Annotated in this window: 14 protein-coding genes; 8 read left to right on the top strand and 6 right to left on the bottom strand. The window is 44.7% G+C overall.

What is annotated here, in order from left to right; genetic code table 11:
- Positions 1 to 110: 110 nt before the first annotated feature.
- From ACKU40_RS15830 to ACKU40_RS15820, 3 genes are read left to right on the top strand one after another with little or no spacing between them, the layout of a single operon-like run.
- Positions 111 to 1,253: an NAD(P)/FAD-dependent oxidoreductase gene (locus ACKU40_RS15830; protein WP_320173756.1), complete on the top strand. Its 1,143-nt coding sequence runs from the start codon at positions 111 to 113 to the stop codon at positions 1,251 to 1,253.
- A 56-nt stretch (positions 1,254 to 1,309) separates the two neighbouring features.
- Entirely contained in the window at positions 1,310 to 2,617 is a 1,308-nt protein-coding gene (locus ACKU40_RS15825; RefSeq protein WP_320173755.1) for an AAA family ATPase, read from the top strand.
- The gene (locus ACKU40_RS15820; protein ID WP_320173754.1) at positions 2,607 to 3,263 is read left to right on the top strand and encodes a DUF4276 family protein; all 657 of its coding nucleotides are present in this window, start codon (positions 2,607 to 2,609) and stop codon (positions 3,261 to 3,263) included. Before ACKU40_RS15825 ends, ACKU40_RS15820 begins: the two co-directional genes overlap by 11 nt.
- On the opposite strand, the gene ACKU40_RS15815 is transcribed toward ACKU40_RS15820, so the two are convergent.
- Together ACKU40_RS15815 and ACKU40_RS15810 are read right to left on the bottom strand one after the other, a co-directional pair.
- Positions 3,260 to 4,138, bottom strand: a complete 879-nt coding sequence (locus tag ACKU40_RS15815) for a DMT family transporter (RefSeq protein WP_320173753.1) — start codon at positions 4,136 to 4,138, stop codon at positions 3,260 to 3,262. The genes ACKU40_RS15820 and ACKU40_RS15815 overlap by 4 nt on opposite strands.
- A 75-nt stretch (positions 4,139 to 4,213) precedes the next feature.
- Positions 4,214 to 5,389, bottom strand: a complete 1,176-nt coding sequence (locus tag ACKU40_RS15810; RefSeq protein ID WP_320173752.1) for a homocysteine biosynthesis protein — start codon at positions 5,387 to 5,389, stop codon at positions 4,214 to 4,216.
- A 348-nt stretch (positions 5,390 to 5,737) separates the two neighbouring features.
- On the opposite strand from ACKU40_RS15810, the gene ACKU40_RS15805 reads away from it, so the two are divergent.
- The 5 genes from ACKU40_RS15805 to ACKU40_RS15785 all read left to right on the top strand — a co-directional run bounded on the left by ACKU40_RS15805 (position 5,738) and on the right by ACKU40_RS15785 (position 13,990).
- The gene (locus ACKU40_RS15805; RefSeq protein WP_320173751.1) at positions 5,738 to 7,042 is read left to right on the top strand and encodes a DnaA ATPase domain-containing protein; all 1,305 of its coding nucleotides are present in this window, start codon (positions 5,738 to 5,740) and stop codon (positions 7,040 to 7,042) included.
- Between the two features lie 134 nt (positions 7,043 to 7,176).
- Entirely contained in the window at positions 7,177 to 8,340 is a 1,164-nt protein-coding gene (dnaN, locus tag ACKU40_RS15800) for a DNA polymerase III subunit beta (RefSeq protein ID WP_320173750.1), read from the top strand.
- Positions 8,340 to 10,736: a DNA topoisomerase (ATP-hydrolyzing) subunit B gene (gene gyrB, locus ACKU40_RS15795; RefSeq protein WP_320173749.1), complete on the top strand. Its 2,397-nt coding sequence runs from the start codon at positions 8,340 to 8,342 to the stop codon at positions 10,734 to 10,736. Before dnaN ends, gyrB begins: the two co-directional genes overlap by 1 nt.
- Before the next feature lie 12 nt (positions 10,737 to 10,748).
- Positions 10,749 to 13,202: a DNA gyrase subunit A gene (gene gyrA / locus ACKU40_RS15790; RefSeq protein ID WP_320173748.1), complete on the top strand. Its 2,454-nt coding sequence runs from the start codon at positions 10,749 to 10,751 to the stop codon at positions 13,200 to 13,202.
- A complete protein-coding gene (locus ACKU40_RS15785) occupies positions 13,202 to 13,990 on the top strand; it encodes a tetratricopeptide repeat protein (RefSeq protein ID WP_320173747.1) in 789 nt (262 codons plus the stop codon). Before gyrA ends, ACKU40_RS15785 begins: the two co-directional genes overlap by 1 nt.
- A 122-nt stretch (positions 13,991 to 14,112) precedes the next feature.
- Here ACKU40_RS15785 and ACKU40_RS15780 read toward each other — a convergent pair whose 3' ends face one another.
- The 4 genes from ACKU40_RS15780 to ACKU40_RS15765 all read right to left on the bottom strand — a co-directional run bounded on the left by ACKU40_RS15780 (position 14,113) and on the right by ACKU40_RS15765 (position 18,367).
- The gene (locus ACKU40_RS15780; RefSeq protein WP_320173746.1) at positions 14,113 to 15,216 is read right to left on the bottom strand and encodes a hypothetical protein; all 1,104 of its coding nucleotides are present in this window, start codon (positions 15,214 to 15,216) and stop codon (positions 14,113 to 14,115) included.
- A 112-nt stretch (positions 15,217 to 15,328) separates the two neighbouring features.
- Positions 15,329 to 16,672: a glutamine synthetase family protein gene (locus tag ACKU40_RS15775; RefSeq protein ID WP_320173745.1), complete on the bottom strand. Its 1,344-nt coding sequence runs from the start codon at positions 16,670 to 16,672 to the stop codon at positions 15,329 to 15,331.
- A gap of 188 nt (positions 16,673 to 16,860) precedes the next feature.
- Positions 16,861 to 17,811 (bottom strand): hypothetical protein, encoded by a 951-nt coding sequence (locus ACKU40_RS15770; RefSeq protein WP_320173744.1) that lies wholly within the window; start codon positions 17,809 to 17,811, stop codon positions 16,861 to 16,863.
- A gap of 400 nt (positions 17,812 to 18,211) precedes the next feature.
- Complete coding sequence (locus ACKU40_RS15765; protein ID WP_320173743.1) at positions 18,212 to 18,367, bottom strand: hypothetical protein; 156 nt, start codon at positions 18,365 to 18,367, stop codon at positions 18,212 to 18,214.
- Positions 18,368 to 18,399 lie beyond the last annotated feature (32 nt).

The following is an 18,399-nucleotide window of genomic DNA, read 5'->3' as shown; positions in this document are numbered from 1 at the left end:
TTCGGTAAGTTTTGTACGGTCTTGCTTGCCCAAGTGCTCGCTAGGCGATATAAAATCACAACTTAATCAAGCAGATAATTCCGGTTGTGAACATATTTTCAGGAGTCAAAGTGTCCGGTAAATTCGATGTCATAATTGCAGGGGCAGGTCCCACAGGCTCTACAGCCGCAACCATCCTTGCTGGTAAAGGTTTTAAAGTAGCACTGATAGATAAGGCCGAATTCCCCAGAAAAAAACTCTGCGGCGGGCTTCTTACCTACAAATCTACTGAAATATTAAATAAAATTTTCGACTGTGATATAGATTGCCTCAGAGAACAAGGTATCATCAACTTTGAATCGCCCGAATATTCCATCAATTACCGCGACTACAACATCCGTGATGCTGAATCATCCATACCCTTCCGCTTTGTGGACCGGGTGGATTTTGATTACTTCCTTCTGCAAAAAGCCGCAAATGCCGGAGCGCAGATATTTACCGGCGATGAAATTAAAGAATGCAATTATCAGGATGCAGAAATAAAAACCGCATCAAACCGTATTTTCAAAGGAAAATACCTGCTCGGTGCAGACGGAGTTCATTCCACCATCCGCCGTTCAGTTCCTTACAATAAGAAAAAATGGCGTGATGACATGGCGGCAACCATTGAAATTATTTTCGATGAAAAGGATTTCCCGCGCAAAGTGACCAAGCCGGAACTCTATATCGGACATCTTAGGGCTGGATATATCTGGGTTTTCCCGGCTAAAGGAAAAGTAGTAACCGGCATTGGGGCACTGACTAGATGCACCACTGACTTTAAGAAAACCTACATGAATTTCCTGCGTTCTCAAGGCATTGTGGATCCGGAATTCTTACACATGCAGGGCTACCCGCTCCCTTACGGAAACTTCATGAAAAATCCCTGCTTCGGGCGCACACTCCTTGCAGGAGATGCAGCCGGACTGGTAGAGCCGCTCTTTGGTGAAGGTATCTTCTATGCTCTGCAGACCGGACGCTATGCAGCGGAATCCATTGCCCGCGGAATCACTGAAAACAAAGCACCGGACCAGTTTTATCTTGAACGTCTTGAAAAATACGTATTCCCCGAACTGCGCTACTCCAACCGCTTACGCTGGACATTGTTCTACTCCCAGCCGCTTTTGAAGCATATGTCATTCAAAATGATGTTCAAGTCCATGCCCAGAATACTGGCCGACATGGTTCACGGTGTGCGGTCGTATAAATTTTTATTGAAAAAAGAATGGGATTGATAATAAATTAAACTATTAGTAAATTCATATGATTCGTATATAATCTGGAGATAATTATGGCAAAAATCGAAGGGATCAGAATTCAAAATTTCGGCACCTTGAAAGATATAACCTTAGGAAAACTTTGGAACACACAAAAAGTTCCTCCTTTAACACCCTTAACTACAGTTATCGGTAAAAATGGAGCTGGCAAAAGTACACTTTTTGATGCTTTTGGATTTTTAGCTGACTGCCTAAAACACGGTGTTGAGGAGGCTTGTGATCTCAAAAAACGTGGTGGATTTAAACGCTTAAGGTCGCAAGGTGAAAAGGGACCTATTTCATTCGAAATTTATTACAAACAAGATGGAAATGCCAGACCAATTACTTATGAACTTTCGATAAATATTGATTCCTCAGATAGACCATACGTAGAAAAAGAACGACTTAGACAACGGAGAAAAGGGGCTAGTACAGGCTGGCCTTTTTCATTTCTTATTTTAAAAAACGGGAAAGGTGTAGCTTGGAAGGGAGAAGATAGACTCCTTAAAATTGATGAAAGTAAAGAAGAATTCGACCTATATGAATTCATGAACGATATATCTTCTTCAATTAACCACGAAGAAAGTGCCGACACAGAACTAGTTGAACTATCTGATAAGAGAAGATTAGGTATTACATCCCTTGGAGCTTTAAAACAGCACCCAAGAATTTCTGCTTTCCGAGAATTTATAGAAGGATGGTATCTAAGTTACTTCAACCCAAACGACGCAAGAAGCCTTCCTCTGGCTGGGCCACAAAAACACTTAAACAGTACAGGTGATAACTTAGGAAATGTGGTCCAATTTATGAGACGCGATCACCCAAAAAAATTTGATAAAATTCTTGATCGTATTTCAAAAAAAATACCTGGAATTGACAAAATTACAACGAACGAAAGTCCTGATGGACGTCTTCTGTTACAGTTTAATGATCGTGGTTTTAATGATCCTTTTTACTCACAACAAATGTCAGACGGAACGTTAAAAACTTTTGCATATTTATTATTATTAGAAGACCCATCCCCACCACCATTTATATGTATCGAAGAACCTGAAAACGGTCTATACCACAAACTTTTAGAAATACTTGCACTTGAATTCAGAACGCATGCAACAGGTAGAAAAGGTGGATCACAAATATTTATAACCACTCATCAACCATACTTTGTAGATGCCTTGACCCCCGAAGAAGTATGGATCGTAGAAAAAGGTGAAGATGGTTTTTCAACTATAAGTAGAGCAAGTGATAATAATTTAGTTGCAAACATGGTTGCAGAAGGACTTCCGCTTGGAGGACTATGGTATAGTGATTATTTTGACAAAAGGATGCCTGATGCACTTTGATATTCTAGTTGAAGACCAGTCTGGAAAAATAGCTCTAGATATACTACTACCTAAAATAATAAAAAGTCCCCACTCTTATACTATCATTTCATATAAGGGAATTGGAAAAATACCCACAAATCTTAAGGCTTCAAGCGACCCATCGAAACGTATTCTATTAACGCAATTGCCAGCACTACTTCGAGGATATGGAAAAACTTATGCTTCTTATCCCAAAAATTACCCGGCAGCTGTAATAATAGTCTGTGACCTTGATGATAAAAGCAAAAAAGATTTTCTTAAACAATTAACAGATATTCTTGAAAGCTGTTCACCAAAACCAACTACACGATTTTGCTTCGCCATAGAAGAGGGAGAAGCATGGTTTCTTGGTGATATTTCTGCTGTAAATACAGCTTACCCAGATGCAAAAGAAAACATTTTAAACTCATATAAAAATGACTCAATATGCGGTACATGGGAAACATTAGCCGATGCAATTTACCACGGAGGTTCTCAAAAATTAAAATCATTAAAATTCTACGAAATTGGTGCTGAAAAATGTGCTTGGGCAAAAAATATAACTCCCCATATGGATGTAAACAATAATCAATCGCCAAGCTTTAATTTTTTCAAGAACAGCCTTATCAATTTGATTGAATCTTAAGATTTAATCTGCGACAGCAACATACCGCAAAGCATCAATCCGCACCCTATCAACCCTTGTGTAGTCAATAATTCTCCAAGCAGCAGCCATCCGGCAAGTGCCGCAAATACTGACTCAAGGCTGAGGATAATTGCTGCATGAGCAGGCTTTGCTTCCTGTTGCGCAACAACCTGCAAAGTATAGGCTACCCCGACAGACATCAGTCCACCGTAAAGAATGGGCACAATTCCGGCCCAGATTCCGGCAAAGGTCATGGTCTCAAAAGCGAAGGCACCTATAAAACTGAATACTGAGCAGGCTACGAACTGACCGGCGGCAAACTTTACAGGATCTACCTTGCTGGCCAGCAGTGAAATAACCACTACATGTCCTGCAAAAAAGACCGCGCAGATAAGAACCAGCAAATCGCCCATTTCAATATGAAAACTATCGTTAACTGAAAGCAGATACATACCGATAACAGCCAGCACTGCACCTATCCAAGTAGGCAAGCCCGTTTTCTGCTTAAAAAACAGCCCCATTATGGGAACAAAAACAACGTATAAACCAGTAATAAATCCTGCATTTCCGGCTGTTGTATAAACAAGTCCCCACTGCTGGAAAGTAGCCCCCATAAAAAGAGCCCCACCGGCAATTAAACTGCCCTTGATGAAACTTCCCTTATCTACTTCCTGATAAATACCGTCCTTCTTCTTTTCGCGGTCCATACGCTGAATTAACGGAAGCAGCGCTGCGGCGCCAAGAGCAAAACGAACCGCATTGAAAGTAAGCGGCCCCATGTAATCCATCCCCACCCGCTGGGCCACAAATGCAGCACCCCAGATAACGGCGGTGATCAGCAGTAAAATATCAGCTTTAAAACTTTTAGTGTTCATAAGTTCCTTTTCAAAAAAATCCGGCAGAAAAAACTTCCTGCCGGATTAGTAAGACACCGTTATTTTTATATTTATTTATTCAGACTCAATTTCTTCTACTGGTTCAGACAGCAGGAATTCTCCTTTCTGGATCCAGTCTTTAAGCTTATCTGCGATCTCAAGGGAGATGGAATGACTGGTCAACGGAACGGTGGGGATATCCTTGCCGTTCAGGTTGATTGAACCGGACTTGAGTTCTTTCATGGTTACGTGGGCAAGGATGTTGGCTACACCGTTGGGGTAATCGTAACCGTAGTCCTTTACGGGCATCTGGATATCTTCATCGGAGACGCCGGTATACCAGGCCATTTCCTCGTTGAGGATGGGAATGGGAATACCTACACCGATGGAGGCAGTACAGCCGTAACCGGGAAAACTCAGCCCGCGGAAATAACGTGAATCCATTTTGGTTACATTGCTGGATTTGAGCATAAGTGTGCCGGACGGAGTCAGCGGGATACCGCGCTCGTTACGCTGCGGACTCTTTACATGCTGGGTTCCGGCTCCGATAACATAACCTTTAGCGCCGGCAAGGAAAATACGTGTGCCCATACCGATAGTCTTCAGGTAGGGATCATTGAAAAGCGGGGAAAGTTGCCCTGCAGTGGCAAAGTTAACATTGCGCTGGTTGGGCTTAAGCGGTCCCATGTAAGTATAGACGGTCCTGCTGGTCATGTTAACCGCGGCATTGTAGTTCTGGTAACAGTTGCGCGGGTTAAGGATGGTTACATCCTTTAGATCCTTGAGGGATACGTCTTTTTCAATCTCACGGCGGGGGTAGCAGTCGGTACCGTAAGCCTTGGCTTTGAGACGAACTGTTTTACCGGCGATGAGATCTTCGATTACATGCCCTCCTCCGTAAGCAAAGCGTCCGGGATGAACCTTGTTCAAGGGATCATCCTCAGAAGGCTCTGTGACGCCTATATAGGAGTCTACAGCGGCCAATCCGGCATAACAGGGAACATTGTTCAGCCATACCTCGGAAGTCTTCATAAGAGGCGGAACCTGTCCGATGTTGAAAAACATGCCGGAAGAGCACATGGGAGAGAAAGTCCCGGTGGTAACTACATCTATCTCTTTGGCTGCTTCAACCTTGCCTTTAGAACGGACGATTTCGACCATTTCTTCAGCATTGACGACTACAGCCTTACCTTTCTTGATTCGTTCGTTGATTTCACTGATTGTCTTATTGACTTCAAAGGTGGTGGCCATTGGAAAGACTCCGTTTGGAATTTGGTTACAGGCTGGCCTGACAAAAGTTTTCCACAATACATTCAAAAATGATTTTTCCGGGCAGGGACGCCCTGTGCATTTGAGAGTAGAATCAGACCAGCAAAGATTGTGGCTTAAATAGCCTCTGATTGCAATTTTATTTTTTTCGGGAGGTAGATATTATTTCGATTGATAAAAACGTTTTAAGAGCGAATATGCCTTGGCTTAAGCTATATAATAATGTATAAGAACGTGTGGTTGCGGGGGTTTAGAAAATTCGATTTTTTTATGTTTTTTTTTATCATTATTTCAACAATTTAGAACACCCCTAAAAAATATACTATTCACGTGAAAGAAGCACTGCGAAACCATCTTTTAAATTCATGCTCTGATTCCGAGCTGGCACGCTGGTTTGACCCCATAAATATCGACATCTCCGAAAAAGATGGGGAAGTTGTTGTCACATTCCCACACTCTTTTTTCGGGCAATGGTTCAAATCAAGCATGCAGGACCGTTTCGAGGAACAGCTGGGCCAATTTCTGGGCAGCGGATTCTCTATATCTTACTCAAATAACGGTTCAAATCACACATCGGTTCAAGAGCAGCCTGTCAGCGTAAAGAAAATAGACTTCCCATTCGGGCATAACTTCACCTTTGAAAACTTCCTGATCGGCAAGAAGAACTACTTCCCTCTTGCCTCAGCCAAGGAGGTTGCCCGTGTTGAGAATGTCTCGTTCAATCCCTTTGTTATCTGCGGCAAAAGCGGTTCAGGGAAATCACATCTCTTAAAAGCCATTGCCAATGAAGTCTGCAAAAAAGTGGATCGGGAAAAAGTATTCCTCGGCAACGTTGATGACGTGCAGAATATTTACTCTGTACGCTTCGGCGGTGACGTCATGCGTGCGAGGAATTATTTCTTTGATTTCGAATACTTTTTCCTCGACGACCTAAGGCAGATCAAAAAATACGAACATCTGCAGCAGGAACTCATCTCCATTTTCAATAACTTTTATGAACATGGAAAACAGATGGTCTTCAGCTGTACGGATAAACTGGCTTCCTACTATTTTTTGAACAAGAACCTTAAATCAAGGCTCGAATGGGGGCTTATTGTCACCCTGAAAAGACCGGACCTTGAAATCAGGGCCAAGTATGTTCAGAAGCAGTGCAAATTAAAGAAACTGCCTCTGAGCAAGGATCAGATCCTTACTCTTTCCCAAAGATTTCAGGACTTCAGATACCTTCAGGGTATCATCATCAAACTTTCAGCATTCCGTGAACTTGTGCGCAAGAACATGGATGACCGGGATTTTGAACACATTCTCAGCAACACGGAAGAAAAGGCTGACGAGACCCTCACCCCTGAATACGTGATTGAGTCCGTGGCCTCTCATTTCAACCTCAAACCATCCGACCTTACAGGGAGCAAAAGGCACAAGATGACTGCCTACGCCAGACAGGTAGCTATGTACCTTTGCAGAGAACTTTTAGGTATTTCATACCCGGCCCTGGGACGGACATTTGGAGGAAAAGATCACTCGACTGTTCTTTATTCGGTAAAAAAAATACAAGAATTACAAAGAGATGATAGAGTTTTGAAAAGACTGTTGATAGACTTGAAGAATAAGTGTCTTTTGCGTGTCTCAAACTGAACAAGTTCAAAAAGAGTGTAGGTTTGTTACTCAAATGCAACATAAATTGTGCATAAAAAAACAAATTATTTAGAATAGTTAACTCAAAAAGAAACATAAGAACCGACCTAATAAAAAAAACAAGGAGAATATATATGTATTTAAAGGTGAATAGGGATGAAGTGATCGAAGGATTGCAGAAGTCTGCCAGCATCATTCCCGCCAAAACAGGAGCTGCATATCTGCGCACCATCTGGCTGAAAAGTGATGATGGAAACCTGCGCATCATGTCCACAGATTCCAATCTGGAATTCTGCGGAACATATCCAGCCGAGATTATGGAAGAGGGACTTGCGGGAGTACAGGGACGTGCTTTCTATGATCTGGTCCGTAAACTGCCTTCCGGTGAACTGACCATCAAGAATGATGCTGACGGTTCTTCCATTCTGGTTGAGCAGGGTTCCAGAAAATACAAGCTTCCTGTGAATGATCCCACCTGGTTTCAGAAATTCTCCTCTTTCCCTGCAGAAGGCGCCGTATTCTGGTCCGGTGATTTCCTCCTTGAGCTCATTGAAAGAATCGCCTTCTGCATCAGTGATGAGGACAGTATGGAAGCCATTGCTTGCATGAACATTGTACCTGCTGCTGATGAGAATGGTAAGTATGTGGAAGTCTGCGGCCTGAACGGACATCAGTTCGCACGCCTTAAATTCATCAATGATGATATCCATTCAATTCTTCCTGAAGAGGGAATCCTCATTCAGAAGAAATATCTGGTTGAACTGAAAAAATGGCTCACCGAAGATGAGATTGAACTCAGCCTCAGTGAAAAGCGTCTTTTCTTTAAGACCGCAGACGGCAAGGAAACTTTCAGCCTGCCGCTGAGCTACTACCAGTATCCGAACTACAAGAATTTTCTGTCCAAGCTCAATGATGACGATGTTTCGAGCATGAAAGTGGAAAAATCCGAACTGTCCATGGCTCTGGACCGTATCTCCATTTTCAACACCGATTCCAACCGTTGTGCTTCCTTCCTGTTCAACCCCGGCGAGTTGGTGCTCTTCTCACAGGGGCAGGAAGTCGGTACTGCAACCGAATCCATGGAAATTGAATTTTCCGGCGAAATGGAACGCATTGCTTTCCCCACCAAGAACCTCATTGAGATTCTTGGGCACTTCCAGTCCGACAAAATCAACTTCACCCTGACCGGAGCCGAAGCGCCCTGTGGCGTTACCGGTGGTGATGACAACGAATATCTCGTTATTGTCATGCCCATGAAGGTTCAGGAAGAGACTTACTACAGCGAGGAAGACGTTTAATGGCCCCTAACGAGAATTATAGCGCGGAATCGATTACCGTCCTTGAGGGACTTGCCGCGGTTAGAAAAAGACCTGCCATGTACATCGGTTCCACCGATATCAGAGGTTTGCACCACCTTGTTTACGAGGTGGTCGACAACTCCATCGATGAAGCCATGGGCGGCTACTGCGACAAGTTCAAGGTAACCCTGCATATGGATAACAGTGTAACCGTATCCGATAACGGCCGCGGTATTCCTGTTGATATCCATCCCAAAAAGAAAAAGCCTGCTCTTGAAATCGTTATGACCGTGCTTCATGCCGGTGGTAAGTTTGATAACGATGCCTACAAAGTGTCCGGCGGATTGCACGGTGTTGGTGTTTCATGCGTAAACGCCCTCTCTGAGCATCTTGAGGCTACAGTTCGACGCGGGGGTAAGATGTACCGTCAAAGTTACGAGAGAGGGGTTCCTACGGGTCCTCTGGAGTGCATCGGTGATGCCGTGACTACCGGTACAACCATCCGCTTCCGTCCTGACGAAGAGATTTTTGAAACCAACCAGTTTGATTTCAGCACCCTTAAAAAGCGTTTTCGCGAACTGGCCTACCTGAATAAAGGTCTGAATATCGAATTTGTTGATGAAAGGTCGAACGAAAGTGCCAGCTTCAGGGCTGACGGCGGTATTGTCTCTTTTGTCGAAGATTTGAATAAAGGTCAGACCCCTGTAAGTGAGATCATTTATGCCGAATCAGAAACCGACAATGTAATCACTGAACTGGCGGTGCAGTACAACACCTCCTTCAAGGAAAACACCCATACCTTTGCCAACAACATCCGTACTGTAGAGGGCGGAACACACCTGGCTGGTTTCAAGGGTGCCCTGACCCGTGCGATCAACACTTACATCCAGAACTCTGATCTGCCGAAAAAGCTTAAAATCAAGCTTTCCGGTGACGATGTTCGTGAAGGTCTTACCGCGGTCATCAGCGTTAAGCTTCCTGATCCGCAGTTCGAAGGGCAGACCAAGACCAAGCTCGGTAACTCCGAAATGGTCGGTATTGTCTCCGGTATGGTTTACGACAAGCTTTCTTCCTATTTTCAGGAGAATCCCAAGGACGCCAAAGCTATTGTTGAAAAGGTTGTTGATGCGGCACGTGCCAGGGATGCAGCGCGCAAGGCCCGTGACCTTGTCCGCCGCAAGGGTGCTCTTTCCGACCATTCCCTGCCGGGTAAGCTGGCCGACTGCCAGTCAAAGGATCCCAGCGAAAGTGAACTCTTTATCGTTGAGGGTGACTCCGCGGGCGGTTCTGCGAAACAGGGCCGTAACCCCAAGCATCAGGCTATCCTGCCCCTGCGCGGTAAGATTCTGAACGTAGAGAAGACCCGCTTTGATAAGATGCTCGGTAACAAGGAAATCCGGGCCCTGATCACTGCCATGGGTATCGGTATCGGTCAGGAAGAGGGTGAGAAAGATTTCGACAAGTTGCGTTACCATAAAGTCGTTATCATGACTGACGCGGATGTTGACGGATCCCACATTAGAACCCTGCTGTTGACTTTCTTCTTCCGTCAGTATGAAGAGCTTATTCAGCGCGGCCATCTCTATATTGCCCAGCCGCCGCTGTACCGTATTGCCAAGGGTAAATACGAAAAATTCATCAAGGATGATTCCGAACTCTACTCCCTGCTTATTGATAGGGTTGCTAAGGATATCACTATCAAAACCGAATGCGGTCAGGAATACCATCAGGAATCGCTGATCGAACTGCTTGAAGACATCCGTTTCATCAAAAGCAAAATCAGTGAAGCAGCCAACATGGGTATTTCTGATGCCCTGTTTGCTAAACTGGTCAGCCTTGATGAAAAGATGACTCCGGAAATGTTTGCGGACAATGATCCGCAGTCTTTTATCTCCAAGATGGAAGAAGCCGGCTACAAGGTCTTCATTGAGCGTGAGGATACTGAAACAGAAGGCGAAGCACGCGTTTATGTTGTTTTTGAAAACGAGAACGGGCATCGCACCAGATTGGCAGTTGAATTTTTCAACTCCAAGCTGTTCCGCAACACCTATGATCGCAACCGTAAAATCGTTGATGAGTGTGACGGTACCGACTTCAAGATTGCCCGCGGTGAAAGTGAAACCGAACTAAGTGGTATTTTCAACCTGCTCGACGGTGTTATGGAAGAAGCCTACAAAGGCATTAACCTTCAGCGCTATAAGGGTCTTGGTGAAATGAACCCCGAGCAGCTCTGGGAAACCACCATGGATCCCGAAAAGAGAACCATGCTGCAGGTAACCATTGAAGACGCAACCGCTGCCAACGACATCTTTGAAGATCTCATGGGTGACAACGTTGAGCCGCGCCGCGAATTTATTGAAAAGAACGCTCTCGCAGTTCAAGAGCTTGATATTTAATTCGGAGAAACAATGTCTCAAATCACAATTGAAGAAGAGCTTAAGAAATCGTACCTTGAGTACTCCTTGAGCGTAATCATCGGCCGTGCGATCCCTGATGTAAGGGACGGGCTGAAGCCTGTACACAGGCGTATCCTTTACGCCATGCACGAGCTTGGTAACACTTACAACAGGTCCTATAAAAAATCGGCCCGTGTTGTCGGTGACGTAATCGGTAAATATCACCCCCACGGTGACTCTGCTGTTTACGATGCCTTGGTACGTATGGCGCAGGAATTTTCCATGCGCGATCCGCTTGTTGACGGTCAGGGTAACTTCGGTTCCATTGACGGCGACGCCGCAGCGGCTATGCGTTACACCGAAGCAAGGATGTCCAAGCTCAGTTCCGAGTTCCTGGCCGACCTTGAAAAAAAGACTGTCGATTTCCGCGACAACTACGATAACTCCCTGCAGGAACCTTCTGTCCTGCCTACCAAGGTTCCCAACCTGCTGCTGAACGGTACTTCCGGTATTGCAGTTGGTATGGCGACCAATATTCCGCCTCACAACCTCGGCGAGCTGATCAACGGTACCATGCATCTGCTCGATAATCCCGAGTGTGAAATCGAAGACTTAATGGACTATATCAAAGGTCCCGACTTCCCTACCGGAGCACTTTGTTTCGGCGGAAAAGGCCTTCGTGAGGCTTACCTGACCGGTCGCGGTTCCATCAAAATCCGCGGTGTTGTGAACATTGAGGAGAAAAGTAACGGCCGCCAGTCCATCGTCATCAGCGAGATTCCTTACGCCCTGAACAAATCCAGCATGGTTGAGAAGATCGCCCAGCTGGTTGGTGAAGGTAAGATTGAAGGTGTTTCCGACCTGCGTGATGAATCCGACCGTAAAGGTATCCGCGTTGTGGTTGACCTGAAGAAGGGCGCAATCGCGGATATCATCATCAACTCATTGTACAAGTTCACCCAGTTGGAGCAGAGCTTCGGTATCAACATGATGGCTGTTAATGCCAACCGTCCGCAGCTCATGAACCTGAAGCAGATTCTGGTTGCATTTCTGGAACACCGCCGCGAAGTCATCATCCGCCGTACACGCTTTGATCTGGATAAATGCGAAAAACGCGCCCACATTCTCGAAGGTCTGCGTATCGCACTGGATAACATCGATGAAGTTGTTAAAATCATCCGGGCTTCCAAGAACGGTGATGATGCACGCATCGCTTTGATGGATCGCTTCGATCTTTCCAAGGTGCAGGCTCAGGCAATTCTCGACATGCGCTTGCAGAGACTGACCAACCTTGAACACGAAAAGCTGCTTGAAGAATACGCAGAGATTCTCAAGAAGATCGAATACTTCAAGTCCATCCTCGCTAATGATGAAGTTCTGAAAGGCGTTATCCGCGACGAGCTGGTTGAGATCAAGGACAACTACGCCACCGAGCGTAAGACCGTACTTATGGATCACAACCCCGATGATATCGACATCGAAGACCTTATCCCCGATGATGATGCGGTTATCACTCTTTCCAGACGCGGCTACATCAAGCGTACGCCGCTTTCCAACTACCAGAAGCAGAAACGCGGCGGTAAAGGTATTGCCGGTGTTCAGACCAAGGACGGGGACTTCATCCACACCTTCCTGACCACCTCCAACCACCAGTACCTGCTGCTCTTCACTTCCAAGGGTAAGATGTTCAAGATCAAGGTTCATCAGGTTCCCGAAGCAAGCCGCATCGCCCGTGGCGCGCACATCGCCAACCTGCTGCCTCTTGAAAAGGACGAGACCATTGCCACTGCAATGACAATGCGTGAGTTCGAAGAGGAGTGCTTCTTCCTGTTCGTAACCAAGAGCGGTATGATTAAACGTTCTTCTATTGCTCTGTACCGCAATTGCCGTCAGTCCGGTATTCGTGCTGTAGCCCTGAAAGACGGTGATGAATTGATTACCGTTAAGGAAGTAAGCCCCAACTCCGAGGCTGTTCTGGTTACCAAAAACGGTACTTCCATCCGCTTCAGCTGTCATGATGCAAGGGCTATGGGCCGTGTAGCCAGCGGTGTTAAAGGTATTGCACTGCGTCCCGGTGATGAGGTTGTTTCCGGTGTTGTGACCGGCGATGAAGAGCGCGTACAGCTGCTGACCATCTCCGAAGGTGGTTACGGTAAACGTACCGACATTGACCAACATCGCATCCAGACCCGCGGCGGTAAGGGGATTATCAGCATGAGGGTGACCACCAAGACCGGGAAGGTACTTGGTTCAATCATGGTTTCCCCGGAAGACGAAGTTGTCCTGCTTACCTCCGGTAACAAGATCATCCGTATGGGTGTTAAAGACGTTTCCCTTGTCGGCCGTGCCACTCAGGGAGTTCGTCTTGTACGCATGGATGACGGTGACCAAGTTGTCGGTTTTGACCTTGTTCAGGATGCAAATGAAGAAGCAACTTTCGAGCCTGAAGGTGAAGAATCCGAATAATGAAGAGATTCTTGATTATAATAATCGTATCCCTGCTGCTTATGGCGCAGGGATGCGATAAACCTACTGATAAAAGATCAGAAGTTATCGATAAGGCTAGGTCCAGCTTTATCAGCGGCTTCTACAGTGATTCCGAAAAGGGATTTGAAAGATACCTTCAGGATAATCCGCAGGGGGAACATCGTTTTGAAGCCTGGAATTATCTGGTAAAGATTGCAGCTGAAGTTCGCCATGACAGCGAACGGGGGGCTGCAATTCTTGAGGCCATGTATCTTGAATTCGGTCATAAGCCGGATCTTGCTTCCAAATTGAAGCTTCAGCTGGCTGAAATGTATATCCGTACCGGGCAGTACAAGGCAGCAGTTGAGGCTTTAGAGAAGAGCCTTGAATATTCTGAACAGACACAAGAGCAGCTTGATTCAAAGCGGACTATGCTTGCTGAAACTTTTCGCAAGTTAAGAAACTATGATCTGGCTATTTATACTTACAACGACATAGCTAAAAGTACCGATAACCTGCGTACCAAGGCTCGATCTATTTTTGAAATGGCTCATACACTGACTCTTATCCAAGCCTGGGAAAGGGCAGAGTCCGAACTTGAAAAGCTGCTCAAAATGGATGGTATTTCTGAGGATATTCATGCCGAAGCAGTATTCATGCTCGCTGATATTTACGAAGACAGGCATGAATACAGGCAGGCAGCAGAGCTGCTGGAACAAATAGTCGATACTTATCCCAACCCTTATGCAGTGCGGTATAAGCTTGATTATTTGCAGAAGAAATTTTGATGAACGGACGTTTTGAACTTGTAAGATCTGCTTACAAGTTCAAAATCTTTCCAAAGAGTTGTCTAATCGTTTAAATTATAATCCCTTAGCAATAAACCAGCCGAAACCTAATCAATCTTTTACTACTCTTCAAAGTCATAAACAGTGTAACTGCTCATCAATTCCAGCATGATGTAGGTACTTGTATTTTCCCTGATGCAGGTGGCAGCATCAATGATCATTTTCAGCTTGATTCCAAATTCATTAAGTATTGATTTTTTACGTTCCTTAATAATTTTATTAGCGTATTCAGGATCCATTTTTGCTGAACTTATCGATAATCCTTTTGTGAAATAGTATATGTTTGATGTGCGTATGAGTTTTTCGATCCCATGTATACCAAACTCATCATGAATCAGCTTGAGCTTAAAAAGACTCATTGCGATATCTTCAGCCGGGAGCTCATCTTTGATTGCAGGGATGAGCAGAAGAGGACCGTTCTTAAGTAGTTTATCCTGCATTGAATTATCTTCAGGAAAATTATCAGCCAGTCTTGCAGCGAAATCACGGTCATTCTTTTTATCCAGCAGTTCCAGCAGGAATTCTTCAATCAGGTTAAGGAGCAATTCGTATTCACGAAAAGTTGATTTGCGCAGCTTATTGGCCTTTTCTGTGAATTCATTTTTACGAAGATCATCGATGGCATAGGCAAAAATTTTGGCGCTGAAATTATCTTCCAGTCTATTCATTACGATATTTTCAGCTTCTGCTTTTTGGCCGAAAAGATACTTGATATTTTTGGCAGCTAGATTCCACCATGAAATTAAGTCATGAATATCATTATGATAAAAATTAAATCGCGGAAGATTATCCGAGAAGGTGGCTAATTCTCCGGAAGTGTCAAATATGGATTCATCAAGACTTATTGTGGGGACTTGAATTTTGCCGTCTTCCTTGAGTTCCTGAACTCGGTCCATGAGATCTTCGCAAGTTTTTTCAAAACGAGAGAAGGGGATATCCAGTTCTCCGTTTTCAAAATTATTAATTATCTTATTGATCCTTGCAGATCGGACCATATTAAAGTTTTCCAATACCTTTCGACGAGTATCTTCCGAAAGGAGGATTATAATTTTGGCCGCAGTGGCGTTGTTGATTTCGCGGTTGAAAATTTCCTGCAAACAGAAATTAGGAAGCAGACCGAGAGAATCTAATTTGTACTGTTCATTAAGTGATGAAATTTCAGCCATGATGTATTTGCCCTGATGAAGACGCGAAGCGTATTGAAAATTTTTGAAGTGTCGCTGGAAGCACTAAATAAGTAAGCCCGGTTCATACTTGAACCGGGCTTACTTTTAATATTTAAAGTACAGGTAAATAGGTTGAGAGTTCATACTCAGTCACCTGAGTGCGGTAGTGATCCCATTCCTTAATCTTGTTCATGTAGAGGTTGCTGTGGATATGCTCACCAAGGCATTCCTTGATAACTTCACTGTTCTTCATGGCTACAGCTGCTTCATAGAGGTTACCGGGAAGGGCGGTGATACCGTGCTCAGCCAGAGTCGGAGCATCCATGGCGAAGACGTTTTCTTCGATAGGTGCCGGTAATTCGTAGGCCTCGTCAATTCCCTTAAGTCCGGCCTGCAGCATTACTGCAAAGCAGAGGTAGGGGTTGGCAGCCGGGTCAGGACAGCGCAATTCCATTCTTGTTGCGTTTTCCTTGCCCGGTTTATACATGGGGACCCTGACCAGAGTAGAGCGGTTCTTACGGGCCCATGAAACGTAAACAGGAGCCTCATAACCGGGAACCAGACGTTTATAAGAGTTTACCCACTGGTTGGTAACGCAGGTCATTTCCGGTGCATGCTTGAGGATACCGGCAATGTAGCTCTTGCCTTCCGGGCTAAGATGATACTCATCGTTGGCGTCGAAAAAGACGTTGCGGCCGTTTTTAAAAAGGGACTGGTGCACGTGCATGCCGGAACCGTTCTCACCGAAGATTGGTTTGGGCATGAAAGTGGCGTAAATACCATGTTTACGGGCCACTTCTTTGACGATAACCCGGTAAGTCATGGCAGTATCAGCCATACGCATGCCTTCTGCATAGCGCAGGTCGATTTCGTGCTGGCTTGGAGCAACCTCGTGGTGGCTGTATTCTACATCATAACCCATCTGCTCAAGGGAGAAGATAATGTCGCGGCGTACATCGTTGCCGAGATCAAGCGGCGGAGCGTCAAAGTAGCCGCCACGGTCGATGATTTTGGTTCCTTTTTCGTCCTGAAAGAGGAAAAATTCTAGTTCGGGACCTACGTAGTATGTGTATCCGCGTTCTGCTGCCTTATCGAGGGTCCTTTTAAGTACCCAGCGGCTGTCACCCTCGTAAGGGGTGCCGTCAGGATTCTGAATGTCGCAGAACATGCGGGCAACGGGGCGTTCAGTTGGACGCCATGAGCAAAGCTGAAAGGTGGTGGGATCTGGGATAGCGATCATGTCTGATTCTTCAATACGGGTAAAACCGAGAATTGAAGATCCGTCAAAGCCCATACCTTCCTCAAAGGAAGCTTCAAGTTCCTTCGGAGTTATCTGAAAACTTTTGAGCGTTCCGAGAATGTCTACAAACCAGAACTGTACGAAGCTGATATTGTAGTCACGTACAGCCTTCAGAACGTCGTCGGCGTTTTTACAATTAAAGATTGGCGCAGCCATAGTAGTTTCCTCCTTGAAAAAGAAGTTTTAGAAACACCCCGATAAGCCGTGTATGTAATTTACACTGATATTTAAGGGTAGTTTGTTGATATTGTTAAGTATAATTGCGCAGAATTATTTGATATCAAGCTGATAATAGCTGATTATGGTTTCTTTTTGCAAACGGTATCCGCACAATTTTCCAGAAATCAGATTGAATCAATCAAGTCCCGCACTTCCTTGAAGAAAGCAAGTATGTCAGCATGGTTGCGGGATTCAGAATTAATATCCAGCCTGTTGAAGAAAGATACAATGTTTCCCTTGGGGGTTTTGGTCATACTGAAATGGAGCTCGTAGAGAGGCCCTTCAGGTGATTTAACCGCCAGTACCCAATCCCTGCCTTCTTTATGCCAGACTTTGGAAGCTCCTTCGACTTTACGGCTACTGACCAGATAAACCAGTTCCTGCAAAGTGAAAGGATGACCCGGTTTGCCGGGGAGGCCGAGGAATTCACCGCTGTCGGAGTGGATGACCACCGGGAGGCCAAGAAATTCAACATCCGGTTCAATTACTGAGGTGTCAGTATCAAATGAATAAGATTCATCCTGACCGTTATCTTTTTTGATGGTCACAACTTTTTTCGCTGTGATTCTTTCCGGCTGTTGCAGCCCTCCGGAACTGGCCAGAATATCCTTAATTTCCTGCAGCAGTTCATTTGTTCCTGCCGGAGACTCCGACTGGGTCTGCACAAGTTCTTTCAATAATTTTTCCATGCGGGCAAGACGCTGCTCAGCCTTGGCCTGTGCAGTAACAAGTGCAGCAAGTCCGTTCATCATCTGAGCGGTTGTTTTTGCCAGCTTTTCAAATTCAGCGCTGTTGATTTGTGATTCTTCTTTTGTTTCCGATAACTGTTGATTTTCTTTAACAGACTCAAATTCTGTTAAAAGTTTATCTCTAATCTGCTTTACCGATAGATTTTTATTAAAGAGGTCACGGATACGCAGACTGAGTTTGTCTGCTCCTTTTCTGAAGCGTAGCGGCTTGCCGTGCCCGACAATGAAAAAGAATTCAGGAAATTTTTTACGATAACTTTTGATAGTGGTGACTGAAACTCCGGTTATGGAGGAAAGTTCCCGGTGGGTGAATGTCTCGGCAGTCATTTTAAGTTGTCCTGTATAATTTTTACTGATCTGCAAGTTCTCAGATCAAAGTTTATTTGCTGAATCGTCAGAAAATAATTTCAATATATCTGGTTGATAATAACCAGATTTAGTTATCGATAACTTTAATCGTCGGTGAGGTCAACAAGGTAAAAAAATAGAACGGCTGCAGTCATGGTAAAAGCAGCCGTTCTAAGCAACAAAGGTCATGAGATAACCTGATTCAGGAATCGTAGGTGGAGTGTTTATTCCTGACAGGTCTCAGGATAGGCATCCTTGCAATTTAATGACAATATTATTATTTAAATCATATGTACGATGTTTTCTAGATAACTTTTTACTTCTTATTTATGAGTAATATTTATTGTTTTAAGTTATCGATAGGTTTTTATGAAGATTGTCAGTTTTGAAACCTTGTAAGCAAAGAAATGATGAAAAGTACCACCAGTGCGGCCATGAGAATGGTATTGATATTGATGCCGCCTTTGACTTTTTGCTTTTTGCGGTACCCGAAGATCAGGATCAGGATTGCTATGAAGATAAGAAGTTTGAACATGAGAAGACTATTTAAATCGTCTTTCTGAAAAA

It is taken from the genome of Maridesulfovibrio sp., assembly GCF_963666665.1.
Lineage (GTDB): Bacteria > Desulfobacterota > Desulfovibrionia > Desulfovibrionales > Desulfovibrionaceae > Maridesulfovibrio.
This window is presented reverse-complemented; position numbering and strand designations above follow the sequence as displayed.